23 protein-coding genes are annotated in these 24702 nt (G+C 39.2%); 8 read left to right on the forward strand and 15 right to left on the reverse strand.

Features of this window, described 5'->3' with window-relative positions:
• Nucleotides 1–44 precede the first annotated feature (44 nt).
• On the forward strand, nt 45–533 hold the full coding sequence (locus NU09_RS07580; RefSeq protein ID WP_129750677.1) for a hypothetical protein: 489 nt from the start codon (nt 45–47) through the stop codon (nt 531–533).
• On the opposite strand, the gene NU09_RS07585 is transcribed toward NU09_RS07580, so the two are convergent.
• Nucleotides 530–3949 carry a hypothetical protein gene (locus NU09_RS07585; protein ID WP_129750678.1) on the reverse strand — a complete coding sequence of 1140 codons (3420 nt, stop codon included), beginning with the start codon at nt 3947–3949 and terminating at the stop codon, nt 530–532. The two genes, NU09_RS07580 and NU09_RS07585, sit on opposite strands and share 4 nt — an antisense overlap.
• A gap of 113 nt (nt 3950–4062) precedes the next feature.
• On the opposite strand from NU09_RS07585, the gene NU09_RS07590 reads away from it, so the two are divergent.
• The 4 genes from NU09_RS07590 (at nt 4063) to NU09_RS07605 (ending at nt 7360) form a co-directional block, all read left to right on the forward strand.
• On the forward strand, nt 4063–4653 hold the full coding sequence (locus tag NU09_RS07590) for a hypothetical protein (RefSeq protein WP_129750679.1): 591 nt from the start codon (nt 4063–4065) through the stop codon (nt 4651–4653).
• An 81-nt stretch (nt 4654–4734) separates the two neighbouring features.
• Nucleotides 4735–5451, forward strand: coding sequence for a hypothetical protein (locus NU09_RS07595; RefSeq protein WP_242501843.1), 717 nt, complete (start codon nt 4735–4737; stop codon nt 5449–5451).
• A gap of 71 nt (nt 5452–5522) precedes the next feature.
• Complete coding sequence (locus NU09_RS07600; RefSeq protein WP_129750681.1) at nt 5523–6593, forward strand: AI-2E family transporter; 1071 nt, start codon at nt 5523–5525, stop codon at nt 6591–6593.
• Nucleotides 6594–6637: 44 nt separating this feature from the next.
• Nucleotides 6638–7360, forward strand: a complete 723-nt coding sequence (locus tag NU09_RS07605) for a porin family protein (RefSeq protein ID WP_129750682.1) — start codon at nt 6638–6640, stop codon at nt 7358–7360.
• 1 nt (nt 7361) lies between these two features.
• Here the strand turns inward: NU09_RS07605 and NU09_RS07610 are convergent, their stop codons facing one another.
• From NU09_RS07610 to asnS, 5 genes are all read right to left on the reverse strand, one after another.
• Nucleotides 7362–7979 carry a hypothetical protein gene (locus tag NU09_RS07610; protein ID WP_129750683.1) on the reverse strand — a complete coding sequence of 206 codons (618 nt, stop codon included), beginning with the start codon at nt 7977–7979 and terminating at the stop codon, nt 7362–7364.
• A gap of 1 nt (nt 7980) precedes the next feature.
• A complete protein-coding gene (gene rpoN / locus NU09_RS07615; protein ID WP_129750684.1) occupies nt 7981–9444 on the reverse strand; it encodes an RNA polymerase factor sigma-54 in 1464 nt (487 codons plus the stop codon).
• A gap of 152 nt (nt 9445–9596) precedes the next feature.
• The gene (locus NU09_RS07620) at nt 9597–10052 is read right to left on the reverse strand and encodes a hypothetical protein (protein ID WP_129750685.1); all 456 of its coding nucleotides are present in this window, start codon (nt 10050–10052) and stop codon (nt 9597–9599) included.
• Between the two features lie 21 nt (nt 10053–10073).
• The gene (locus tag NU09_RS07625; RefSeq protein ID WP_129750686.1) at nt 10074–10316 is read right to left on the reverse strand and encodes a hypothetical protein; all 243 of its coding nucleotides are present in this window, start codon (nt 10314–10316) and stop codon (nt 10074–10076) included.
• A 101-nt stretch (nt 10317–10417) separates the two neighbouring features.
• Nucleotides 10418–11851: an asparagine--tRNA ligase gene (asnS, locus tag NU09_RS07630; RefSeq protein WP_129750687.1), complete on the reverse strand. Its 1434-nt coding sequence runs from the start codon at nt 11849–11851 to the stop codon at nt 10418–10420.
• A gap of 188 nt (nt 11852–12039) precedes the next feature.
• On the opposite strand from asnS, the gene NU09_RS07635 reads away from it, so the two are divergent.
• Together NU09_RS07635 and NU09_RS07640 are read left to right on the forward strand one after the other, a co-directional pair.
• Nucleotides 12040–15387 (forward strand): CotH kinase family protein, encoded by a 3348-nt coding sequence (locus tag NU09_RS07635; protein WP_129750688.1) that lies wholly within the window; start codon nt 12040–12042, stop codon nt 15385–15387.
• 44 nt (nt 15388–15431) lie between these two features.
• A complete protein-coding gene (locus NU09_RS07640; RefSeq protein WP_129750689.1) occupies nt 15432–15758 on the forward strand; it encodes a DMT family transporter in 327 nt (108 codons plus the stop codon).
• On the opposite strand, the gene NU09_RS07645 is transcribed toward NU09_RS07640, so the two are convergent.
• The 4 genes from NU09_RS07645 to NU09_RS07660 form a co-directional block, all read right to left on the reverse strand.
• A complete protein-coding gene (locus NU09_RS07645) occupies nt 15755–18250 on the reverse strand; it encodes a DUF5686 family protein (protein WP_129750690.1) in 2496 nt (831 codons plus the stop codon). The genes NU09_RS07640 and NU09_RS07645 overlap by 4 nt on opposite strands.
• 106 nt (nt 18251–18356) lie before the next feature.
• Nucleotides 18357–18920: a ribosome recycling factor gene (frr, locus tag NU09_RS07650; RefSeq protein WP_129750691.1), complete on the reverse strand. Its 564-nt coding sequence runs from the start codon at nt 18918–18920 to the stop codon at nt 18357–18359.
• A gap of 24 nt (nt 18921–18944) precedes the next feature.
• Nucleotides 18945–19652, reverse strand: a complete 708-nt coding sequence (pyrH, locus tag NU09_RS07655; protein WP_129750692.1) for a UMP kinase — start codon at nt 19650–19652, stop codon at nt 18945–18947.
• A 91-nt stretch (nt 19653–19743) separates the two neighbouring features.
• Nucleotides 19744–20523 carry a patatin-like phospholipase family protein gene (locus NU09_RS07660; protein ID WP_129750693.1) on the reverse strand — a complete coding sequence of 260 codons (780 nt, stop codon included), beginning with the start codon at nt 20521–20523 and terminating at the stop codon, nt 19744–19746.
• Between the two features lie 95 nt (nt 20524–20618).
• Between NU09_RS07660 and NU09_RS07665 the strand changes: the two genes are divergently transcribed.
• Complete coding sequence (locus NU09_RS07665; RefSeq protein ID WP_129750694.1) at nt 20619–21227, forward strand: thioredoxin family protein; 609 nt, start codon at nt 20619–20621, stop codon at nt 21225–21227.
• Nucleotides 21228–21266: 39 nt separating this feature from the next.
• Here NU09_RS07665 and NU09_RS07670 read toward each other — a convergent pair whose 3' ends face one another.
• Genes NU09_RS07670 through NU09_RS07690 form a run of 5 tightly spaced genes read right to left on the reverse strand, consistent with a single transcriptional unit; the run spans nt 21267 to nt 24588 of the window.
• Nucleotides 21267–21884, reverse strand: a complete 618-nt coding sequence (locus NU09_RS07670) for a YiiX/YebB-like N1pC/P60 family cysteine hydrolase (protein WP_129750695.1) — start codon at nt 21882–21884, stop codon at nt 21267–21269.
• A gap of 27 nt (nt 21885–21911) precedes the next feature.
• A complete protein-coding gene (truB, locus tag NU09_RS07675; protein ID WP_129750696.1) occupies nt 21912–22607 on the reverse strand; it encodes a tRNA pseudouridine(55) synthase TruB in 696 nt (231 codons plus the stop codon).
• A complete protein-coding gene (locus tag NU09_RS07680; RefSeq protein WP_129750697.1) occupies nt 22607–23392 on the reverse strand; it encodes an undecaprenyl-diphosphate phosphatase in 786 nt (261 codons plus the stop codon). Before NU09_RS07680 ends, truB begins: the two co-directional genes overlap by 1 nt.
• 7 nt (nt 23393–23399) lie before the next feature.
• Nucleotides 23400–23693 (reverse strand): DUF3098 domain-containing protein, encoded by a 294-nt coding sequence (locus NU09_RS07685; RefSeq protein WP_129750698.1) that lies wholly within the window; start codon nt 23691–23693, stop codon nt 23400–23402.
• Nucleotides 23694–23718: 25 nt separating this feature from the next.
• The gene (locus tag NU09_RS07690) at nt 23719–24588 is read right to left on the reverse strand and encodes a cell division protein FtsX (RefSeq protein ID WP_129750699.1); all 870 of its coding nucleotides are present in this window, start codon (nt 24586–24588) and stop codon (nt 23719–23721) included.
• Between the last annotated feature and the right edge of the window lie 114 nt (nt 24589–24702).

The following is a 24702-nucleotide window of genomic DNA, read 5'->3' on the forward strand; positions in this document are numbered from 1 at the left end:
TTTAATGGTTAAATCCCATATCTTTATGCCCTAAAACGATCTTCATGAAAGTATTAGGGCTTTTTTTTTGTCTTCTTTTTATTACCCCGAAAAATGAACTGGCTACCATAAGGCAGCAATACATTAATGCAGCAGTATCGCAGTCAAAAGCTACTGATTTTTATGCTTCATTAAAGGAAATTGAAAACAGCCACACTAATACCACCCTTTTAGCTTATAAAGCTGCTTCACAGGTGCTGATGGCCAAATATGAAAACGGAATTGTTCCGAAAATGCGTTATTTTAACAGAGGGACTGATTTACTTGAGGAAGTTATTGCAAAAGACGCCCAAAACTATGAGGCGAGGCTAATCCGTTTAAATATTCAGGACAATGTGCCCTGGATAACAGGCTATACTTCAGAAATTGACGAGGATAAGGAGTTTCTTATTGCCAATTATGCAAAACAGCCGGAAGATCTTAAAATCTTTACGAGGAAGTATGTAATTCAGTCGGATGCTTTTACCGATAAGGAAAAACTTGCCTTTAATTAAAAGTATGCCCTTAACTGTACATTACCGGTATGTATGGCTTTACTGGTTTCACTTTTTCGTCCCTGATAGTTTACATTCACATCCAGGAACTGGGTAAGGTTTTTTTGCAACAGCAATCGCCAGGTAAGGTTTTTGCCTGCCTGTAATCCTTCAAGCATCTGATAGGCCGCCGGAGAAAGTTCATTGCCTGTAAATGCGTTATTATAAAATGAAAATTCCCCGTTTACAGTAAACTGCCTTTCGGAAGCATAGGTAAATGAGGTTCCCAAACGCTGCTGGTCTAACAGTTCCCTGTCGCCTATACGGTTTTCTTTATTTCTGTATTCATAGAACAAATCCCAACTCGCATTTTTAGAAAAGATATACGACACTTTAGGAGCAAGCAGGTAGCCGCGTATTTCATAATTCCTGCTGCCGTAATTTTCACTGTAGGTATCGGCGTTTATGGTTTGTCCGTTAAAGCCAAACAGCCACGTCTTTTTTACAAGATGTGCATATTGTAATTGGTGCGAACTGTTCCTGCTTTCCTGAGATCCTGCATTAAGCAATGTCCTCGCCCTGTTTTTAAGATAGGTATAAGTAACAGAATGATCCTGTTTTCCCCTGTTGTAAAAAAGGCTGTTGCGTATGCTGGAATTTAAGCCCAGCAGCCTTTCTTCACTTGTATCAAAAGGGTTAAGGTCAAACTTGCCCGGGTTGCGTTCTATTTTCCTGTCAATTAAAAATGAGGACTGGTTGTAAAAATAGGATAGCAGTTTTTTAATCCCCTTTTCGTTTTGCCATTGGTTAGGGTTAAGGGTAAGCGACTGCGAAAATTTATTTTGGTGCGTACGTATAAAAATCTGGTTAGGGAGGTATACCCGTACATACTTGGCCTGATCTGGGAAAGGGGCAATCTCAAACTCCTGAAGCTCCTGTATGCCGTTGCCGTTATAGTCGTTCCAGGTATAAACGCCCTGTCCCGGTTCGACCTCAAGGTAGGTAAAGTCCTGTTGCGGTATGGTACCCGATGAGGTTTCATAAGCGGTGGTAACCTGCATAAGCTGGTCAAAATACCTGTCGTTATATAAAACCCTTGAGTTTAGCGATTGTTCGTTCTTAATGGCAGGGTCGGTAAACTTAAGATTTCTGTAGTTTACAAAAACGGTCAGGTCGCTTTTATCGGTTTTAAGCAGCCTTGACTTTAAGTAATACGAACGGGAAGTATTTACTTTTTCCAACAGGTTATTTACAATACTGTCATTAGACCTTTGCAGGTAACCCAGTTCCATATACACCTTGGTGCTGTCCCCTCGTCCTACAAAAGCCCCATATTCGGCAAATCGCTGACTCAGTATCGAAAGCTGTCCTGTTTCCTTTAGGCGCTCGCGATTGTCTTCATGGCGCACAGTACCACCCACCCAGTTTTTCCCGAAATGGTATTTGGCAAGTGCTTCATTTCTTATAAATTCTGATGAAGAGTAATTACCGTTACTGTTTAGCCAGCTTCCCCTGTCCTGTACCAATAGCTTATTAAAAACAAATCGGCTGTCCACCACCTGACGCGTACCCGAAAAACTTCCCGAATAGTCCAACTGCTCCAACTGATAATTGAAATTCCCCTTTTCCGGTAGCCCGAAAACAGTACCTGCCACCAGATAGCTTTGGTTGCCTTCGGTAGTGGTTATCCCGTTAAGGTTCCAGTCACGGTTAAACTCAATATTGAAAAGACGCTCTATGGTCCTGAAATCCTTTTGGACGAACTGATAGTAGGCAAAAGCATCCAGTTCCCATTTTCCGGTATACAGCCGCTGTTTTGCGTCCAGTTTTCCTGCAAGACCATTATTGTTGTCGTCATCTACAGGTGAGAAGAGGTTAAGGTCGTTATTGCTTATACCAGCCTCAAAATTTATATTGGTCTTTTCGCTTGGGTTGTATTTACCCAATATGGTGGCAATCTGTATTTTTTGAGGCGCTACCAGTCGTATTACCGGTTCGTAGTTACCCTGCGGGATTCCGTTTACCGGAGGGACATATTCAAAAATACGGCCTATGGCGGCAGCATTTGCGAGTATATAATTCCCTGAATTCTCGCCTACATAGCTAAAGCGTACATTGTAAAGCTCATCATCGGGATTGTTGGAATATTCAAAAACCTCAATACCGTTTACAGTTGTTTTGCGGTATAATATCTTGTTTTCAGAATAACTGTCAACATAAGCCGACGGAGCCATCATCTGGCTGGGGTCGTCACCTGCCTGTTGCAGTATGGCTACCTGTTCTTCGGTAAGGTTTTGTTGCAGGGGCTGGTTCTTAATGTCATTTTCAGAGTACACAAACCCGCCTATGCTCCATTTTTCTTCTTCATGGGTAACGCCACCATAGGTAAGCAGCCTGCTGTAGCTTTGTACGGTGTATTGGTACTCCACATTTATACGCATTTCCGATGTAATGGGGAATAGGGAGGTAAATATAATTTCCCCTGCATTATAATCGATAATATAATCGTTGTTTTCGCCACGCTCTAAAAGGATGCCGTTTACAAAAACCCTCTCAGAACCCGAAATTACCAATATATACAATTCGTCATTCGGGCCACGCAGTTTGTACGGACCCTGATTACCTTCCTGCCCCGTAAAAGTACTTTTTGCATATTGCCCTCTTACCAGTGCGGCAGCTGCAAATACTGTGGTTTTAGAATCCTCGTCGCCAAAAGAGAAGTTAGTGGAAATACCCTGTACCTTCTTGTTAAAGTTAAGGAAGTGTGATTGCCTGTTTTCTAAAAACAAGTCGCCCGCACGTATGCTCCAGTTGTTGCTAAAAAGTTCTATAAATATCTGGTCGAATTCATCCAGCTTTTGCGAATATCCGCCTTCCTGTAACGGGATATTACTATCCTGAATGGAGGCCCTCAGGCTAACCTTGTCAGACAGTTTTCCTGTAATCTGAAGGTCCAGGTTGGAGTTTACAACCGCGTTTTGGTTATTACCCACTGTTATCCCCCGGGTAATACTACCCGAAGTGTTCAGTCCGTCAAAAGGGATAAAACTGTTTAAAGGGTTTCGGTTTACACGATAGAGGTTTTCGATCCCCGTGGCATTATTGTCCACCACTCTGGAATCGTCATAAATGCTGTATTTTTTGGTAAGGTATTCAGGGTAGTTAAGGTAACGCATGCTTAGGGTGTCTCCCGGTTGTATGCCCTCTTTAAAAACGAGCGTACTATTGCGAAAGTCTACATGGTAATAACTGGTATCTATATCGTTGCCCAGTTTGTCCTGTAGTCTGAAAAATGCCTTATTGATACTTACACTGTCTATACGAATGGTGTCGTTAGTAACGGTAATTTTTCGGTTTTTAAAAAGCGCAGGTGTTTCCTGCGCGTAGCCCGCGGAAACCAAACACAAAAGTACCAGTAAAAACCTATATCTCAGCATCACAAGAGTATAACTCCAAAAAGGCAAAAGTAGTGTATTTAGCGGGAAGAATTAAAAGTTGGTGTTTGTGCTAAATTTTGTAGGTTTGAGAACTATAACCACAACCACATTTTATGAAAAAAGCAGAACTTATTTTAGCAATATTAATTCTGACGGGAATTGTATTGTCTGTTTTACATCTTCCGGGGGGAGCTATGCTATTAGTTTTAACGATGCCTGTTTTAAGCATGATGTATTTATGTTTAGGCTTTGCTTTGCTTAATGGTATACCCCTTAAAAATGAGAGCTATAAAGGATTAAGCACAATGCGTATAGTAGGCAGTGTATTATCGGGGATTGTTTTTTCGATAGCATTAATAGGTATACTGTTCGTGTGGATGATGTGGCCGGGGGCATCTGTAATGCTTCTTAGTAGTATTGCCGGATTACTTATTATGCTGATAGTCGTTCTCATAAAATATTTTACAAAAAAGAACTTGTTTTACAGGAACATGCTAATAAGAATTGCTGTTATCGGTATTCCGGTGCTTTTATTGTTTGCAGACCCTTCTCTTGCGGGAAAGATTAAATACGGTAACAATCCTGAGCTTATACAGGCAATTCAAGAAGCGGAAGCGAACCCCGAAAATGAAGAACTTTGGAGAAAAGTTGACAGTATTAAAGGCCTAAGGTATAGAGGGTATCAGCAAAATAATGATAGATAACGGCCTGATATTTAAGATGATTAATGCATGCTGTAAACATCTAATTCATTAATTTTAAGGGTAATATTAAAATGATGAGTGATGCTGCCGCGAAAAAACCTTGTAAACGAACTGCTTTCCAAAAGAAAGCGAAGTATAACCGAGACCGATTTGATAGAATCGGTAAAAGCACTACTTGTTCTTGATGAAACCCAAAGGGAAGCCATAAAACAAAGGCTTAATGATGGGGGAGAGCAGGATAGTAATGACTTTATTTTTGATTATCTGGAATCCGAAAGGATTTTTCATATCGACCAGATTAAGGCAGTTTGTGTGGATTACAGGTTACGGTTTTTAAACAGCCATCGTTTTAAAGGACAGGTTCCTGAGGAAGCTGTTTCAAAAATACGTTCACTTGAAAAGCAGCATAACACTAACCTTAGCGGATTTAAGATTGCCGCTCCGTCCAAACTCTTCAAATTGGATAATTATGATGATCCTTTACTGTTTGCTCCTATAGGTAATGGGTATTATTATCTTATACATAAATGGGGTAAAGATATAAGCGGTTGGCGAAAGTTGCTGGTTCGTCCATTTAGGGATTTCGGTAGTTTCTTATTGTTTCTTATCCTGGTGAGTGCGATGCTAACCTTCATGATATCAGACGGGGCATTAGGTGCAGCCGACGTGTCGGTAATGCGGTTAATCTGTTTTCTTTTTATTTTTAAAGGTATTTGCGGTATTTCACTTTACTATTGCTTTTGGAAAGGCAAGAACTTTAACACTGCCATTTGGAACAGTGATTACTACAATCACTAAATACTAAAGTTTCCTAAAACTTTGATAATGTTAAAGATGTAAGTTTTATCTTTAAAGAAAAACTTTACAGAATGACATTTGGTAAACAAATACTCTATACCGCAACTGCGGCCATTTTAGGTGTTTATTTTTTAACGGCAGGCCTGGTTAAGGCCAAGCCTTTTCTTGCACCGCTACTAACCGCTGTCATTTTAGCTTTATTGGTACTGCCCATAGCCCGAAAACTGGAGTCGTGGAAAATACCCCGCATGGCATCATCACTAATAAATACACTATTACTTTTTTTGGTAAGCGTGGGTTTTGTAGCACTTATATCTATACAGATACAAAGCTTTGTTGCCGACTGGGATAAAGCCAAACAAAAAATAATGCCCGAGATAGAAAAGCTTGAAGCCTATGTTTATGAAAAAACCCCACTAGGTCCCGAGGATATAGAAAAACAACAAAGTGAGGCAACGGGTAATATGGGAAAACAGGCGCTGAGCTTTATAAATGGCGTGTATTCGTTTAGCGGTGATTATCTGCTAACGTTTATCTATATTTTCTTTTTGCTTAACTACAGACGAAAATTCAGGCAGTTTTTTGTAAAGCTCTTTAAGAAGGAAAATAAAAAGGATGTTGATGAGGTGCTCACACAGGCGACTAAGATTACGCAAGGCTACCTGTATGGCAAGTTTATACTCATGATATTTTTAGCTGTTATTTATGCGCTGGGTATGGCGGCCTTTGGTGTTAGTAATTTTATTATCATAAGCGTGTTGGCAGCATTGCTTTCCATTATTCCGTACATAGGTAATATTATAGGTTTTTTAATAGCTATAGGTTTAGGCTATATTGCTGATGGCGATACAACCGCATTAATTGGTATAGTGATTACTTTTTCAGTAGCACAGTTTATCGAGTCTTATCTGTTTGAACCTTATGTGGTGGGTGATAATGTAAACCTCGACCCGTTTATAACGATTTTGGCTGTTGTGGCAGGTAATATGATTTGGGGCGTAATAGGTATGATACTTTCCATACCAGTATTGGGCATAATAAACGTGATCTTTATGCATGTAAAACCACTCAAACCTTACAGTTTTTTATTGGGTAACAGCGATGTAAAGCAAAAGAGTAAAAATATAGGCAAGGATAAATAAACTATAAGCAAACTTTTGCATCTTTGTATAAAACCTTAAATGCTATGCGAATTACCTGTTTTTTACTGCTCCTGTTTATGGCTGTGCCCTGCGTGGCTCAAAATACCGACATAAACGAAGCCGTTACCAAAACAGATAGCCTGACGCCCGATCCTTTTTACAGGGAAGATCAGTTTTATGCATCCATATCCTATAATCTGGTACAAAACAAGGTTGACCAGTATTCGCAAAATGCATTTTCATCTGGATTTACCTTTGGCTTTTTGCGTGACATGCCTATAAACGAGGCTAGAACTTATGCTGTCGCCATTGGTTTAGGGTATTCTTACAATAATATTAAGCAGAATCTTTTTGTTTACGAAACCCAGGAGAGGGGTGAAACCACAAGGGCTTATGAAGTAGTGGATGAAGGTTCGTTTGATAAAAGCAAACAGGTGTTGCATTATCTTGAGATTCCGTTAGAATTAAGATGGCGTAACTCTACATCATACAGTCATAAATTCTGGAGGGTATATACCGGTTTTAAGGTAAGCTATCTTATAGGTGACCACTCTTATTTCGGGGCTTCGGGAGGAGAAGTTCGTGTAAGGAATAATCCTGATCTTAACAAGCTACTGTGTGGGGCTTATGTTTCCGCCGGATGGAATACCTGGAATTTTTATACTTACTATGGCTTTACGCCAATCTATAAAGATGCTTACACTGTTAAAGGCGAAAAAATAAATTTGAGCTCGCTTAATATCGGGCTTATCTTCTACATCCTTTAAATTATAACGAAGGCAGTAACCACATATACCATAAGCCTATTTGGGGCAGTATGCCTATTAATGATCCCAGTATAAGCTCATCCATAGTGTGTGCTTTCATTACAAGTCTTGAAGAGGCTGTAAACCCGCAGCATAATATAAAAAATGCTATTATGGCGCTCATAGGAAGGCTGTAATATGCCGATATGGAAATTACAAATAGGGTAAGCGATGTTACTCCCATCATGTGCAGGCTGGCCTTATAACCTAACAAAATACAAAGCAGTGCTATAAGGGTGCTTATAAGGTAGCCCGTAAAGTAATAATGCAACTCCTGTATGGTAACATTGCCAAATCCCTGTTTTATTAGTATGAAAAGCAGTATGGCCTGTATGGCAAGGGGTATTTTACGCTCTTTTTTATCAAGGTGTATTTTAGAGCGTATCAGTCCCAGTGAGTTAAGCAGGTAGTATACGCAAACCGGTAACAGTACGGTAAGTATAAGCACCTGTACCGATATAAGCACGATTTCATAACCGTAAAAATAATGGTGGGAAATAAGAAGATAGAACAGCGTAGCATATACCGATATAAACAGCGGATGGAAAATATAGGAGAAAGCCGGCAGTATATTCTTCATGTTATATTTTCTTTCTCATCCTTGCTACAGGAATGTCAAGTTGTTCCCTGTATTTAGCAATAGTCCTTCGGGCTATAGGATAGCCTTTTTCTTTTAATATTTCCGCAAGTTTGTCGTCCGGTAACGGTTTTCTTTTGTCTTCTTCGTCTATAACGTTTTGAAGTATCTTTTTAATCTCTATAGTCGAAACGTCCTCGCCCTGATCATTTTTCATAGCTTCTGAGAAGAATTCCTTAATCAGTTTAGTGCCATAAGGAGTTTCTACATATTTACTGTTTGCCACACGCGATACGGTACTAATATCAAGCCCGACCATGTCGGCAATGTCCTTAAGAATCATCGGTTTCAGTTTGGCTTCGTCGCCATCAAGAAAATATTCTTCCTGATAATGCATAATGGCATTCATGGTGACAAATAAGGTCTCCTGACGTTGCTTAATGGCGTCTATAAACCATTTAGCCGAATCCAGTTTTTGCTTTATAAACTGTACGGCATCTTTTTGCTGGTTCGATTTTTCCCTTGAGTCCTTATAGCTTTGCAGCATTTCCTGATAATCTTTTGAAACGTGCAGCTCGGGAGCATTTCTTCCATTTAGTGAAAGTTCCAGCTCGCCGTCTACAATACGAATACTGAAATCAGGTACTACATGCTCTACCATTTTAGAGTTGCTGTCATAAGCCCCGCCCGGTTTAGGGTTAAGCTTTTCTATCTCATCTATACCTTTTCGAAGCTGATCCTGACTGATGTCATACTTTTGAAGCAGCTTATCATAATGCTTTTTGGTAAAGGCATCAAACTGGTTTTCCAGTATGTCTATTGCAAGATCTATAGATTCTGAAGGGGTTTTATGTTTTAATTGTAGCAACAGGCATTCCTGTAGGTCGCGTGCACCCACACCTGCCGGTTCCAGTTGATGTATAATATGAAGTATGTTCTCTACGGTTTTTTCGTCGGTGTAAATACCCTGCGTAAAGGCCATGTCGTCCACAATGTCGCTAATGCTCCTGCGGATGTATCCGGTGTCGTCTATACTGCCTACCAGAAATTCGGCAATTTCCCTTTCGTTGTCGCTAAGTATAAAAGTGTTTAGCTGATCGCTAAGGTTTTGGTGAAAACTAACAGGGGCGGCAAAAGGCATAGTGCGCTCTTCGTCGTCGTCACTGTAATTGTTTGCCTGTAATTTATAGTTTGGTATTTCGTCGTCGCTAAGGTATTCGTCAATGTTTATGTCGTCGGCATCAATATGGTCGTTGTCATAATCATCGTACTCATCATACTCATCGCTGGTGAATTCATCGGTCTCATACTCATCTTCCTTGCCCGTTTCTAGCGCAGGGTTTTCAACCATCTCTTCCTTAAGGCGTTGCTCAAATGCCTGCGTTGGCAATTGTATCAGCTTCATCAGCTGAATTTGCTGCGGAGATAATTTTTGCGATAATTTTAATTGTAAATTCTGTTTGAGCATAGTAAAAACATAGTGTCTTAATAATTATAAAAGTACAAAAAAGCCCTTTTAAAACGCTATGTTTTTAGAAAAAATTATAATTATAAAAAAAAGAGGTATAATTTTTGATAGGTTGCTTTTTATATTTAACATGCTTAATAAAAAAAGCCCAGCTATTCCGGCAGGGCTTTTTCTGTATTTTGAAATCTTACTATGTAAGGAGTCCGTGTTGTGTCTTTTAATGCTGTGTTATATATTATAGTTTTTTCCGGTTGACTGCCTTTAGTTTTTAGAGATAAGATATAAACGCCAGGGCTTCTGTATATATCGGTTGCAGTTACATTTTCTAATATATTTCCTGACTCATCATAAAATTTATTATCTGTTGTGTCAAGCTTATAGAGTGTTGCTTTTTCAGATACTCTCAAAGTGTTTTTTGAATTGTTTCCGTTAGGGAGTTCAGTGTAGTTCTCAACTTCTAAGAAATGTCCATCTTTGTTTGAGATCTGTTGGTATTCTAAATTAGAAGGAGCTGTTATTCCCGGATTAGACTTTTTTTTGAAAAAACTTAAATCACGTTTCAGAGTCACTTCAACTGTGTCGGTTATGTCTCCACCGTAAAACTGCACCGTTACCCGGTTGGTTTCAGATCAGAAAAGTTTGCCGTATTTGATAATGTCTGCTATAGAATCTGTTATTCTTTCATTAATAGAAGTTTCAGAAAACAATAGATGTAGGCCTTCTCTTATCTGAATACTCTCTTGGTCAGTTATTGATTCTCCCTGATAGAGGTCTTCATGAATTACCTGTGCGGTTATGTGGTCGTTTTTCTTTTCGTTGCAACTTACGATTGTTGTTAATGAAATAAGAGATAGTAATAGGTAAGGTTTCATAGAGTTGGTTTTTATAATGCTAAAATAATAAAAGCCCTGCAATATCCTGCAGGGCTTTTTTATATTATAATATCTCAATTCTCGATACTAATTTCTGAAAATTAAAACTCAGCGTTTTGTGGAGTCCTTGGGAAAGGAATCACATCGCGGATGTTACTCATACCGGTTACAAACAGTACAAGGCGCTCAAATCCAAGTCCGAAACCACTGTGTACCGCAGTACCAAAACGGCGTGTATCCATATACCACCATAGTTCTTCCTCGTCGATACCTAAATCGGCTATCTTTTGCTGAAGCACATCAAGACGCTCTTCTCTTTGAGAACCACCTACAATTTCACCAATACCCGGGAACAAGATGTCCATAGCACGTACGGTTTTGTTGTCATCGTTAAGGCGCATATAAAAAGCCTTAATTTTAGCAGGATAATCAAATAATATTACAGGCGACTTAAAGTGTTTCTCTACAAGGTAACGCTCGTGCTCACTTTGCAGGTCGGCACCCCATTCTTCAATAATATAGTTAAACTTCTTGTTCTTGTTAGGCTTAGAGTTTTTAAGGATGTCTATAGCTTCAGTATAACTTACGCGCTTAAAGTTGTTTTCAAGCACAAACTGAAGTTTTTCTAAAAGTCCCATTTCGCTACGCTCGTTTTGCGGCTTTTGTTTTTCTTCAGCAGCAAGGCGCTCGTCAAGGAATTTAAGATCGTCTTCACAGCGCTCCATAGCATATTTAATAACGTACTGAATAAAGTCTTCAGCAAGGTCCATGTTAGCGTCAAGGTCGTTAAATGCAACCTCAGGCTCTACCATCCAGAACTCTGCTAGGTGACGAGACGTGTTTGAGTTTTCGGCACGGAAAGTCGGTCCGAAAGTATATACCTGGCCTAAAGACATAGCGTAGGTTTCTGCTTCAAGCTGACCCGATACGGTAAGGTTAGTTTCTTTACCAAAGAAATCTTCTTTGTAATCCACTTTTCCTTCCTCTGTACGCGGGGTGTTGTCAAAAGGTAATGCTGTTACCTTAAACATTTCACCTGCACCTTCGGCATCACTACCGGTAATGATAGGCGTGTTTACATATACAAAGCCTTTTTCCTGAAAGTATTGGTGTATGGCAAAAGACAGTACCGAACGTACTCTCATAATAGCGCCAAAAAGGTTAGTACGTGTTCTTAAGTGAGCATTTTCCCTTAAGAATTCAAGTGAGTGCTTTTTAGGCTGCATAGGGAATTTCTCAGGATCACTGTCTCCTAAAATTTCAATATGCGATACTTTTATTTCATATGTCTGACCTTTACCCTGGCTTTCTACAAGGCTGCCTTTTAAAGCAACAGCTGCTCCTGTGGTAATACGTTTAAGGGTTTCTTCCGGTGTGTTTTCAAAATCAACAACACACTGGATATTATGTATAACCGAACCATCGTTCAGTGCTATAAACTGATTATTCCTAAAAGTTCTTACCCATCCTTTTACTGATACCTCATCAATCGTGTTTGTGCTGTTCAACAGGTCTTTAACTTTTGTATGCTTCATTTTTGTTTTAAATTAAAATAGTATAAACTAATAAAAACGGTGTATTTTGCCTATTACAAAATACAAATGCCTGCAAATGTAGTAAAAACAACAGGAACTATAAAAGCTTTTTAGGGTGTGTAAGAATCTTATATGGTTAAATTTTAGTAATATTGTGCAAATACACCTAACCTTAAATTAACATTGCTGTGAAAAAGTATTTTTACGTTCTTCTTTTATCATTGTTTTTTATACCTCTTGTATATGGGCAAACACTCGTAATTAATGAGGTAGTTACATCCAACTCACAAATAATTACCGATGAAGATGGTGATTATGAAGATTGGATAGAACTGTACAATACAGGCACAGAAAGTATCGATCTTCAGGGGTATGGACTGTCAGATAATAATGATCTTTTTCAATGGGTATTTCCCTCCAAAATAATAGCGCCCGGAGAATATCTTTTACTATGGTGTTCCGGTAAAGACAAAACTGATCCTTTAACTCCTTTGCATTCTAATTTTAAAATTAGTGCTGATGGTGAGATTGTAACACTTACTGATCCTGAAGGAGTTGTTGTTGATAGCTATAATGGGGTTATTATACCTCAAAATTTTTCTTATGGGCGACAGCCTGATGGGGGTGCGAATTTTATGATTTTTCCTGAACCTACCCCAGGAGAGGGTAATACTACCACGGGGTATTCGGAAATTTTGGAAGCACCATCATTTTCTGTTGCTTCAGGTTTTTATAATGAAGGATTTAACCTTGTTCTTACAGCTAACGAACCCGACACCTCAATTCTATATACACTCGACGGATCTGAACCTGATGAGAATAATCTTAGCGGGACAACCTATCAGTATAAAAACCAATATTCACAAAACCCGGGGAATCCCGTTGGTCCATTTTTATCGCAAAGCTTTATAACACATTCTTACAGCGGGCCTATTGCAATATCAAATCGCAGTAACCAACCGAATAAAATAGCTTCTATATCAAGTACTTATGATTTTAATCCTGCCTATATTCCCGATTTTTTGGTAAACAAAAGTACTACAGTAAGGGCAAAGGTTGTTAAAAGCGGAGCTATGCCAAGTAAGGTGGTAACGGCAAATTATTTTGTTTCATCACAAGGAGAAAACTGGTTTTCACTTCCTGTAGCATGTATTAACCTTAGCGAAAACCTGTTTTTTGGTTATGAGGAAGGTATTTATGTGGCAGGAAAGGATTTTGATGACTGGAGGGCGATAAATCCGAATGCCGGACTTGGGTGGTGTGATGCTAATTTTAAACGCGACGGCAGTGCTGCAGAGGTAAAAGGAAATTTTAGCTATTATGAAAACGGAATACAAAAAATAAATCAGGATGTTGGTATACGAATTCATGGCGGTACAACTTCGGCTTACTCAAGTAAATCATTAAGGCTTTATGCGAGGGGAGAATTTGGTGAAGACAGGCTGGATTATCCGTTTTTTGGAGAAGGCAATGATGATAGCTTCAAGAGGATAATTTTGAGGAACTCGGGCAACGATTTTGCTACTACTTATTTTTTAGATGCCTTTATACATAGTTCGGTAAAGCATTTACATTTTGATACTCAGGATTATCAGCCCACAGTTACTTTTATTAATGGTGAGTACTGGGGAATGCTTAATTTAAGGGAACGCTATGATAAGTATTATTTTGAAAGGGTTTATGGTATTCCTGATGATGAGATAGATTACCTGGAACTTGCAGGGCAGGTTGAAGTAAAAGAAGGTGATGCAGATCATTATAATGCATTGATTGATTATCTGGAAGAAAATACACTTCAAGAAGATGAAAATTACAATTATGTTATAACACAAATTGACCCTGTTAATTTTACTGATTACTATATTGCCGAGATTTATATAGATAACCAGGACTGGCTTGATAACAATGTTGAGCTTTTTAGGCGAAGAACAGGAATTTATAACCCGCAGGCTCCTTATGGTAACGATGGAAGGTGGAGGTGGATTTTAAAAGATACAGATGTTGCTTTTGGACTTGCAGGCAGTTTTTCTCATAATACCCTGGCTATGGCAACAGAGCCTAACGGTACTTCACATCCTAATCCGTCCTGGGCTACACTTAGTTTTAGAAGGATGCTTGAAAACCAAAAATTCAGGAATTACTTTATAAACCGGTTTGCTGATTTGCTTAATACGACTTTCCTGCCTGAGCGTATGCAGGGAATATATAATAACATGAAACAGGGAATCGCACCTGAGATGGAAGCTCATTCCAACAGATGGTCTGCTATACCTTCGGTTCAGGCTTGGGAAAACTATACAGCAGCTATTATAAATTTTGCTACTCAACGCCCTGCTCATCAAAGACAACATATACAGCAAGAGTTTGATATTTCAGGGACTTTGTCTGCAACACTTAATGTGTCAGACACCGATATGGGATATATTAAAATCAATACTATAAATATTAACGCGGCTACACCCGGAGTAGAAGAATCTCCTTATCCGTGGAGCGGGGTTTATTTTTATAATATTCCGGTAACTGTAAAGGCTGTGGCACTACCGGGTTATGCATTTAGCCATTGGACAGGTGATATTACTGGTTTTGATGAAGAAGTTGTATATACTCCTACAGAGAATTTTTCTGCTGTAGCACATTTTATTCCTGCCGGACAAGAGCCGGAAGAGGAGCTTGTTTATTTTTGGATGTTTGATGGAAATATTGCTAACGATACTCCTTTAACAGGTATAAATGCTACTTATACAATTTCTCAGGAAGGGGCTTTTGTGTCGTATGTTTCCTGTCTTGAAGGATATCCGTTTGCTGAAGGGCATCCTGCATGGCGAACCGCCTCTATGGAAAGAAGAAATAAACCAACAGAAATAAATTATCAGCCTCAGGCAAATGATGATATATCGTTTGAGGAGTCGGATATGAAAGCTGTCCAAATAAAGCAACCTTTTCAGCTTGACGGAAAGGAAAATACTTTACTTTTTACTATTCCTACAACAGGATATAAAAAAATAAAGTTTGCCTTTGCTGCTATGGATGAAGGGGCAGCAGATAATTTACTCATTGATTATTCTCTTACAAATGATGTAGAATGGATTACTACGGGTATGGAGGTTTTTTCTTTTGTGCTAACAGAGACTTATCAGCTTTTTGAAATTGATTTCTCATCGGTTCAGGGAGTTACAAATAATGAGCATTTTAAGGTAAGGGTACGATTTGAAGGTAGTGATATGACTGTTGATAACGGTAAAAGAGTAACTTTTAACAATGTAAGTTTATCGGGAACATCTATTACTGCAGCAATAGCGGAGAATAAATCCCAATCGTTTACTGTTTATCCTAACCCCGTTTCAAATTTACTTTACATAACGCCTGTAGATAATCTCAATGCTGTTTTTAGCCTTTATACTATAGATGGGAGGCTTGTAAGTAAGGGAGATTTAAAAAGTGGAAGTATTGATGTTAGTTTCCTTCAAAAGGGTATATATATACTTGATCTTGTAGAAGGGGAAAACAGGAGTGTTATCAGGATAATTAAAGAATAGCTGTTCGATTTATAGTACCTTTGCCAGCATTAAATATTAGTGCCATGAACTGGATTCTACTTATTATCGCCGGACTGTTTGAAGTTGGTTTTGCCTCATGCCTTGGTAAAGCTAAAGAAGCTACCGGTACCGCATCCACTTACTGGATGGGCGGATTTTTTGTTTGCCTTAGTATAAGCATGTTTTTACTGTATAAGGCCACACAAACATTACCTATAGGTACTGCTTATGCCGTATGGACAGGTGTTGGGGCTGTAGGTACCGTGCTTATGGGTATTTTGGTGTTTAAAGAGCCTGCCGATTTTTGGAGGATGTTTTTTATTACAACCCTTATAGCGTCAATCGTGGGATTAAAGTTTGTATCCCATTAAAACAGTTTAAGCACAAACGACAGCTTAATGGATATGTTTCTGTCAAAATCAGGAAGGTGATAAGGACCATATCTATAAAAGAAGGTTAGCCCCAATCCCTGGAATATCTCGTTAAGTTCAAGTCCGCTTTCATAATATCCTTTTTCAAGGGTTTTATAAGGCTGGCCCACCTGTCTTTCCTGATGCTCCATATTACCCCAAACGGTTCGGGTTACCAGTACCGGAGTAAGCTTTATTTTCCAGAAAAGGTTTTGCCTTCTTAAGGCATGCTTGAACTGGAACATACCATACTGACTGGAGAAGAACTCATTAAAGTACATGGTTTCAAAACTGTTTTTACCGGCAAATGTTATACGGGCAATAACGCCGTCTTTGTCAAGGTTGTTAGGTGAGGTACTGTATAAATGGGTAATAGGGATTTCGCCAAGTGCCAAACCGGTTTGTACTACTATAGATGTTTTTTGTCCGTTAATGTATTTCTTTTCATACTCTGCCCTAAAGTCAAATTTGCTGAAATTAAAATCTCCGTCAAGCGCACCCTTTATTGCCTGAGTGTACTGGAAGGTAAACTTAGGGAAGCGTTTTTCTACCTCTGTACGTCCTTCCGGTGTCTGCATGAAATCACTAAACGGATTCCACTGAACCGTTCCTTCAAAAGTTGAGAGGTTGTAGCTGGAGTATAGCTGATCGTTAACGTTAAAAACATAGTCAAAACGAGGATCCACGGCAGTGTGGTTAAAAGACCACCTACTTTCGGTTTTAGGTATGATTTTCGTTTCTAAATAAGCCTGCCAACGCCAGTATTTGTAAAAGGTAGATACGTTAATAGGGCGTGGGTCATATATTTTAAATACACGTTTATCAGTAGCAAAATTCGTACTACCAATCTCCTGAACATCTTCAGTATAAGAACCGCCTATCCAGGAATCGGAAAATTTACCGATTCTTACGGCAGCTCCCAAATTGTATTTAAACTCGCCGTCTTTAGTACCATATACCCCATAGCCGCCAATTCTAAATGTTTCAGAGAATTTTTTATTGGTTATGCCACCTAATCCCAACCTAAAACCTTCGTAATTGTTGTATTTTACTATTTGTCTCAGATCAAGGTCAAAAAAGCCTATGGGCAGATAACCTGTAATTACCCTTTTACCTAATTTAACAAGCTTTTCTATTTTTTCCTCGGCTACCAGACTATCAAGTGCTGGGTAGGTGTTCAGGCCTCGCTCATCAAGTGTAGTTGTACGATATTGTTTCCAGTACTCTTCGGGTCTGGAAATGGCCTCTTCCTTAATTTCGATGGCTATCGCAGGGTTTTTAATAACCAGCGGAATATTGAATTCTTTCTCAGAATTGACCGATTCCGAATATACATACACAAAATCGGAAGCTTCCTTTTCTCTTGGTATGCTGGCCTCGTCTATGGCATCAAACTTAATGGTCTCCCCAAGTATGTTTATGTCCTGTTTGTTGTTTCCCTTAACTATCTTAAGTGTTTTTTTATCAGGGAACCATAGGTTAAGGTCTTTTTCAAATTTAAAATAATGGGTAGAGTTAATATCTAATACGTTCTTTACACGAAATACTGCTTTTGCTACGCCAAATGTAGCTCTGTCTATGTATAATATACCGTCAAGCCTTTTTTTCTTTTTAGCCCTTTTAGGAGTAAAGTAAATCATATAGGTTTCCCTATTGTCTATCGCTACGGTATCCAGTACGCGGTATTTGTATTCAGAAAATGCATTATCGTCAAGCGGACCTATGTATTTAGTCTCTAAAAGGTCTACGTCATTATATACCGAATAGGACTGTAACTGTAGCCCTATAAACTCATAAATAGGTTCTTTAAATCCTGCCATGCGGGTGGCAAGTATGTTTTCTTTTAAGCCTTCGTTTTTGGTGTAGTTGTATTCCGAGACCTTTTCGGTTTGATATAAGTGCTGTTTTTCAATCAGCTTTTTGAATTTAAAACCTGTTGAATCTATCTTTTCCAGTACACGTCCTGCTTTTTCAGATACAAAAACCGAATCGATTTTGCCTGATAGGGAGTCGGGGTTTGCGGTTATAATAAGTCTGTTGTAGGTTTTGTACCTAAAGCTGTTAAGCTTTTGCTGCGGGTCGTTAACTGACTTGCGGTTTATGGCATGACGGATAATTTGAGCACCGGCATCCGTTTGGGTTATAATTACTTCGTTGAGTTCCTGTGGTTTTGCTTTAAGCTTTACCGTATAAAAGTTTTTGCCTGCCTGCAGTTTTATGGTTTTGTCTTCATAGCCGGTATAACTTATAGTTAGTTCCTGCTGGAGGGTTTGTGTCTCTAGGGTAAATTTTCCGTCAAGGTCGCCCACTATTATGATGCCGTCCTTAGCAATAATGCTGGCAAAAGGAAGGGGAGAGTTAGTGCTGCCGTCCTTAACAACTCCTGTAACGGTGTACTGGGCGTGGACAGCTATACTGCAAATAAGAAGGAGCAGGGTATATACAACTCTCATGTGGTGTTTTAGTGCTTAACGTGCAAAGCTTAAATTTGTTACAAAGATAAGTGATAAATAAAAAGCCCGCTTATATAGCGGACTCTTAATTTATTGTAGGTATGCTTTATACTTTCATTATTTCTGCTTCTTTGTGTACAAGCAGGTCGTCAATTTTCTTTATAAAGCTATTGGTAAGCTCCTGGACATCGTCTTCTGCTTTTTTGCAAACATCTTCCGACATACCGTCTTTTTCAAGTTTCTTAATTTCGTTGTTAGCGTCCTTGCGGGCATTTCTAACGCCAATTTTAGCGTCTTCTGCCTCCGATTTTGCTTGCTTAACAAGATCTCTCCTTCTTTCCTCTGTTAACGGCGGAACGCTGATGATAATATTATCTCCGTTGTTCATTGGGTTAAAACCAAGGTTAGCAATCATAATTGCTTTTTCAATTGGCTGAAGCATACTTTTTTCCCAAGGGGTAACAGTTATGGTTCTTGCATCGGGAGTGTTAACATTGGCAACCTGTGAAAGCGGAGTTTGTGAGCCGTAGTAGTCCACTTTTACACCACCCAGCATGGCAGGGCTTGCTTTACCGGCGCGTATATTTAGAAATTCTTTTTCAAGGTGAGCTAAAGAACCGGCCATCGATTCCTGAGTGCTGTCTAAAATAAAATCTATTTCTTCCATAATGCTTTTTCGTTTCAGTTTTAAAAATTAAACGCTTACTGTAGTGCCTACAAGTTCTCCTTCACAAACTTTTACCAGGTTGCCTTCTTTGTTCATGTCAAAAACAATAATAGGCAGTTCATTTTCCTGGCTAAGGGTAAAGGCTGTAGTGTCCATTACATTAAGGCCTTTTTTAAGTACGTCCTCAAAAGTAAGGGTGTCATATTTAGTAGCGCTTGCGTCTTTCTCCGGATCGGCAGTATAAATACCGTCAACACGTGTACCTTTTAGTATTACATCGGCATGAACCTCCACACCTCTAAGTACCGCAGCCGTATCGGTAGTAAAGTAAGGGTTACCTGTACCTGCACCAAAAATTACAATCCTTCCTTTTTCAAGGTGGCGTACTGCACGTCTTTTAATATAAGGTTCAGCAATAGCTTCAATCTTAAGGGCAGTTTGCAGCCTTGTTTGCATACCTGCATCTTCAAGGGCTCCCTGTAATGCCATACCGTTAATTACGGTAGCAAGCATTCCCATGTAGTCTCCCTGAACCCTGTCCATACCGTTGCTGGCACCTGATACACCTCTAAAAATGTTACCGCCGCCTATAACAATGGCAATTTCTACACCTTTTTCATGTATTTGTTTAATTTCACTGGCATATTCGGCAAGCCTTTTTGGGTCAATGCCATACTGCCTGTCGCCCATAAGAGCTTCGCCGCTTAGCTTTAACAGGATTCTTTTGTATTTCATAGGGTTTAAATTGAATGGTGCAAATATAGTAATTATTGTTTTGCCGAAAACACATTTTTAAGCCTGTATGCCTGCTAAATGTACCATGTAATTAAACTATAAGTTCTTCGTAAGATTTTTTTGCGGCTTCGTACCCGATATTAAAAATCTCTTCCATCTTTTGCCTGTTGCTTTCAAAAGTGCTGTACATAGCCAGTTCGTCGGGGCTTATTACCCAGTCGCAAAGGGTAAATTTCTGCATATTGCTGTTTGCCGAAAGTAAATCATAAGCTCTTGTGGTTACCGATTTTATGGATTTTAAATCCTCCGGACCTATCTTTTGTATTGGACTTACATAAATGCCTATAAGTGTTTCGCACCTGCCCTGTAAGATATCGGTAGGGAAGTGGTTAATAATGCCGCCGTCGCTGTAAATCTTTCCGTCAATTTCATACGGCGATATAATACCCGGAAAGGCAGATGATGCAATAACGGCATCGGCAATTTTTGTTTCCGGGCCAAATATTTTCAGTTTACCCGAAACCAAATCGGTAGCGGTTATGTGCATACGGCATTTTATTTCACCGATAAGCGTATCGCCAAAAACGGAATGGAAATAGGTTTTAAAGGAATCGGAATCTATAAATCCTGCCTTGCGGAAAGTGAAATGTTTCCAATGGAAAAAATAGATGGATTTGAAAAATTCCAGTATCTCTTCGGGCGATTTCCCAAAGGCATAAAGGGATGATACGATGGCACCGGAACTGGTGCCTGCAATGTGTGAGGGCTTAATACCTATCTCGTCAAAATATTTTAATACGCCTGCATGGGCAATTCCTTTTGAGCCCCCGCCCGAAAGAATGATGCCAATGGTACTGTCGTCAAATTTCATGGTGTGTTAGTTTGCCTGACTAAATTACAGTTTTTTATTAGATGGCTTTCTTTTTGCTTTATAAAAGTTAATTTACTTTTGCACAAATTTATACTATGAGTACACTAATAGAAAAAAGTCTGGATAACAGTTATTCTTATTCAGAGTACAGAAATCATATATCAATGCTCCTGCAGGACGGGCTTTCTACAGGACTTACACAGTCGGAAGACTTAACGCATTACAGTACGCTTAACGAAGCGCGCATGAACCGCCTTGAAAAAACCATCAAGGTTCCGCAGGAAATTAAAGACAAATTGGCAGGTCTTGAAAAAGAGCATATCCTTTTGGTTATCAGTGAAGGATGGTGTGGTGATGCTGCCCAGATAGTTCCTGTTATTAAAAAAATGGCCGACGAAACCGATAAGCTTGAGCTTAGTATTGTACTTCGTGATGAAAACGACGATTTAATGAACGAGTACCTTACCAATGGGGCAAGGTCTATACCTAAGCTGGTATTGGTAGAAAAAGATACCCAAATAGCCCGAGGCAGTTGGGGGCCAAGACCGCATGATGCCGCTAAGCTTATAGCCGATTATAAGGCTAAACACGGTGTAATTGATATGGAAGCTAAAACCGAACTGCAAAAATGGTATTTGCATGATAAAGGTGAAAGTACCATGGAAGAGATAACTTTACTGCTGCAAAACGCAGAGAATATGTAATAAAAAAGTCCGCTCATTGAGCGGACTTTTTTATTTGTTTTATTCTACAGTGCCAATAACCTCAATCTTATGTGATGTTGATATGCCACCCGGATTACATCCCGATAAACCTTCGGGAATTTCGGCATCTATGCTTTTGTAATAGTCTACCCATGCAGGAAAAAAGTTATCTGTTCCCGGTTCTTTATAGGTCATGGGTTGCAGCTCAAAAAAAGGTTTATCGTTATTGGCATGCTTAAAAGCGTCATATATAAGTTCGCTGCAATAGTAAGCGCCATTGTCATACACATAAGCATCATCATACGGAACGCCAAGCTGTTGTAAGGAGAAATCTATAGCCTGAGGTATGAGTTTACAGAACTTCTTTTTTAGCCTGCCCACATACATGGGCTTACTGGTATTTTTAGAGAATTTTTCAAGTGTGGTAAGCCGCACGGCACTGCCTGCAGCCTCAATAATATAAATTGTGTCGTTGCGTTGGTATACAATACCCATATGGCTAAAGTCGTTTCCATTATAGCCTTCGGTTACTGCTTCAATTGCATCACATAAAGGGCCGCAGTCCATATCCTGAAAAATAAGGTCGCCGTCCTTAAGCTCTGTTTTTTGTGCAAAGAGGTTTGTCGATAACAGAAGAAAGAAAATAATTTTTTTCATTCAGCAAAGATACTCAAAGCTTTATTCCTAATTAAAACTTTTAATTTCATCTTCAAAAGCATCGGGGGTAAGGGCACCCTCTACTGAAAATTCTCCAATCTTTGTTCGTCTTAATGCAGTTAGGTGCGATCCGCTTTGCATCGCCTGTCCAAAATCGTTTGCTATAGAACGGATGTAGGTTCCTTTACTGCAAACAATCCTGAAATCAACCTCGGGTAGCGCTATGCGGGTTATTTCAAACTCATGAACGGTTACTTTACGCGAAGCAATTTCAACTTCCTCGCCTTTGCGGGCATGTTCATAAAGTCGTTTGCCGTCTTTTTTTATTGCAGAGAAAACAGGGGGTTTCTGGTCTATTTCACCCATAAACTGCTTTGTAGTTTCCTGTATAAGTTGTTCTGTTATATGGTCAGTAGGAAAGGTAGCGTCAACTTCCGTTTCAAGGTCGTAAGAAGGTGTTGTTGCACCAAGGTAAAAAGTTCCGGTGTATTCCTTTTCCATTCCCTGTAGTTCCGGAATGCGTTTAGTAAATTTCCCGGTACATACAATAAGGAGTCCGGTGGCTAAGGGGTCAAGGGTTCCGGCATGGCCTACCTTGATCTTTTTAAGCCCCATATGCTTTTTAAGTGCCCACTTGATTTTGTTTACTGCCTGAAAAGAGCTCCATTGCAGTGGTTTGTCTATCAATAATACTTTTCCTTCCTGAAAACTTTCCGGCGTCATTAAATAATTGTAAGCGGGTGAATAAAGTAATGTATCAGTATAACTGCCAGTCCGGCAATAATCCTGTAGTATCCAAACATCTTAAAGCCATGTCTGCTCAGGTAGTTGATAAAGGTGTTTATTGCCAGCATGGCTACCACAAAAGCAACCACGTTACCTACAATAAGCATATTTATCTGATCCTGAGAAAGCTCAAATCCGGCTTTATAATAGTCGTATGATTTTTTTGCTGTTGCACCAAACATGGTTGGTACGGCAAGGAAGAACGAAAACTCTGCCGCTGCCTTACGCGATAGTTTTTGCGACATACCGCCCACGATACTGGCACCGCTTCGCGATACCCCCGGTATCATAGCGATACACTGAAAAAATCCTATTTTTAATGCAGTACCGTAGCTTATATCGGTGTTTTCTGAATCACCAAACCATTCGTCTACCTTTAAAAGTATAACCCCGCCAATAACCAGAGATATGGCTACCGTTAACGGACTTTCAAGTAATGAGTCTATAAAATCGCTTAAAAGAAGTCCTAACACAACGGCAGGTATAAAAGCCACCAGCAGTTTAAGGTAAAAGTCTACACTCTGGAAAAAACGCTTAAAATACAGTGCGATAACCGCAAGTATGGCACCCAGCTGTATAACTATGGTAAAAAGTTTGGTAAAGTCGTCGCCTGCAATCCCAAAAAAGGAAGAAGCGATAATCATATGCCCGGTAGATGAAACGGGTAAATATTCTGTTAAGCCCTCAATAATGGCAATAATAACAGCCTGCAGTAAATCCATTCAGTAATTATTTCTTGAAGTTTTTTATTTCAGAATCTTCAGGGAATCTTTCTCCTTTTTTTGCTTTTGCTTCCGGGTCTTTAAGTATGGCATAAATAGTAATACCAAAGCCAATAAGCACCACAGTAGGGGCTAGTCTTATCCTTCTGAAATTAAAAATGGCATCACTCCATTTGGTTGGGTCATCACTACCACCTCCGGCCATTAAAATAAAGCCAATGGTTATAACTGCAATTCCTATAAGTAGTATTTTATAATTTTCCTTTTCAAAAAGGAATTTGGTTTTTATCTCGTTACCCATAATTGTTTGTTTCAGGTTTAATCGTTTAATATAAATCGTCTGTCCTTAGGTTAAGGAAACGCTGCGTAGCAAAGAACGTACTTATGGCTGCTATTATTATACCAAACCCCAGTACTCCTGCCATAACTATGGCTGTAGGTACCCAGTCTTTCCAGATGTTAAGGAACGGAAGTTTTTTATCTACATAGTTTACCAGCCATAACAATGCGGCAATGGCAAACAGTGCGCCTATTAGTCCAAGTTTGATACCTCTCCAAATAAACGGCCTTCTGATAAATGATTTTGTAGCACCTACCATCTGCATGGTCTTAATGGTAAAGCGGTGTGAATAGATAGAAAGTCTAAGTGAGCTGTTTATAAGCAGCATGGCCACAAAGGTTAGTCCGCCTGTTACTATCAGTATCCAAAAGCTTATTTTCTTGATGTTCTCGTTTGCCATTTCCACCACTACGGCATCATAGCTAACATCGGCCACCATAGGGTTAGACCTGAACTCAATGTCTATGTTCTTAATGCTGTCTGACTGAACATAAGCACTTTTTAAGTGAATGTCGTAAGAATCAAAAAGCGGATTGTCTATAAGGGTTTCAAAGTCACCTAAAATGTCTTTATTCTTTTCGGCAGCATCCTCTTTTGTTACAAATTTGTAGTCTTTAATATAGGGTGCATCTTTAAGCTGTTTGCCAAAAGCGGTAACCACACTGTCCTTTGCTTCTCTTTTAAAGTAAACCGTAAGGGGTATGTTTTCTTTAACATAGCCCGATATCTTTTCTGTATTTATTACAAAGAGGCCAAGTGCCCCAAGCAGGGTAAGTACTATGAAAATGATTAAAATAACCGAGAAATAAGAGGAAATGAGTCTTCTTTTTTGAAACTGATCAAAAGATGATGCCATACACACATTAATTTTAGGTGTAAAAATAAATAAAGTATTTGTTTATACATAGTTTATAACGGGCAAAGTTTTGACTTTCGTACAATAAGCGTAAATTTGCGTTCCTTTAAGACT

The organism is Flavobacterium beibuense (assembly GCF_004151245.1).
Taxonomy (GTDB): Bacteria; Bacteroidota; Bacteroidia; order Flavobacteriales; family Flavobacteriaceae; genus Flavobacterium; species Flavobacterium beibuense_A.

What these genes read in the sequence shown, in the direction of transcription:
- NU09_RS07610 (WP_129750683.1), bottom strand. Translation starts at nt 7,979, where the DNA reads ATGAAGAATATACTGCCGGCTTTCTCCTATATTTTCCATCCGCTGTTT.
- NU09_RS07605 (WP_129750682.1), top strand. Translation starts at nt 6,638, where the DNA reads ATGCGAATTACCTGTTTTTTACTGCTCCTGTTTATGGCTGTGCCCTGC.
- NU09_RS07670 (WP_129750695.1), bottom strand. Translation starts at nt 21,884, where the DNA reads ATGAAAAAAATTATTTTCTTTCTTCTGTTATCGACAAACCTCTTTGCA.
- truB (WP_129750696.1), bottom strand. Translation starts at nt 22,607, where the DNA reads ATGACGCCGGAAAGTTTTCAGGAAGGAAAAGTATTATTGATAGACAAA.
- NU09_RS07625 (WP_129750686.1), bottom strand. Translation starts at nt 10,316, where the DNA reads ATGAAACCTTACCTATTACTATCTCTTATTTCATTAACAACAATCGTA.
- NU09_RS07660 (WP_129750693.1), bottom strand. Translation starts at nt 20,523, where the DNA reads ATGAAATTTGACGACAGTACCATTGGCATCATTCTTTCGGGCGGGGGC.
- NU09_RS07585 (WP_129750678.1), bottom strand. Translation starts at nt 3,949, where the DNA reads ATGCTGAGATATAGGTTTTTACTGGTACTTTTGTGTTTGGTTTCCGCG.
- NU09_RS07580 (WP_129750677.1), top strand. Translation starts at nt 45, where the DNA reads ATGAAAGTATTAGGGCTTTTTTTTTGTCTTCTTTTTATTACCCCGAAA.
- NU09_RS07685 (WP_129750698.1), bottom strand. Translation starts at nt 23,693, where the DNA reads ATGGGTAACGAGATAAAAACCAAATTCCTTTTTGAAAAGGAAAATTAT.
- NU09_RS07595 (WP_242501843.1), top strand. Translation starts at nt 4,735, where the DNA reads ATGCTGCCGCGAAAAAACCTTGTAAACGAACTGCTTTCCAAAAGAAAG.
- NU09_RS07590 (WP_129750679.1), top strand. Translation starts at nt 4,063, where the DNA reads ATGAAAAAAGCAGAACTTATTTTAGCAATATTAATTCTGACGGGAATT.
- NU09_RS07680 (WP_129750697.1), bottom strand. Translation starts at nt 23,392, where the DNA reads ATGGATTTACTGCAGGCTGTTATTATTGCCATTATTGAGGGCTTAACA.
- NU09_RS07645 (WP_129750690.1), bottom strand. Translation starts at nt 18,250, where the DNA reads ATGAGAGTTGTATATACCCTGCTCCTTCTTATTTGCAGTATAGCTGTC.
- NU09_RS07640 (WP_129750689.1), top strand. Translation starts at nt 15,432, where the DNA reads ATGAACTGGATTCTACTTATTATCGCCGGACTGTTTGAAGTTGGTTTT.
- NU09_RS07665 (WP_129750694.1), top strand. Translation starts at nt 20,619, where the DNA reads ATGAGTACACTAATAGAAAAAAGTCTGGATAACAGTTATTCTTATTCA.
- rpoN (WP_129750684.1), bottom strand. Translation starts at nt 9,444, where the DNA reads ATGCTCAAACAGAATTTACAATTAAAATTATCGCAAAAATTATCTCCG.
- asnS (WP_129750687.1), bottom strand. Translation starts at nt 11,851, where the DNA reads ATGAAGCATACAAAAGTTAAAGACCTGTTGAACAGCACAAACACGATT.
- NU09_RS07600 (WP_129750681.1), top strand. Translation starts at nt 5,523, where the DNA reads ATGACATTTGGTAAACAAATACTCTATACCGCAACTGCGGCCATTTTA.
- NU09_RS07690 (WP_129750699.1), bottom strand. Translation starts at nt 24,588, where the DNA reads ATGGCATCATCTTTTGATCAGTTTCAAAAAAGAAGACTCATTTCCTCT.
- pyrH (WP_129750692.1), bottom strand. Translation starts at nt 19,652, where the DNA reads ATGAAATACAAAAGAATCCTGTTAAAGCTAAGCGGCGAAGCTCTTATG.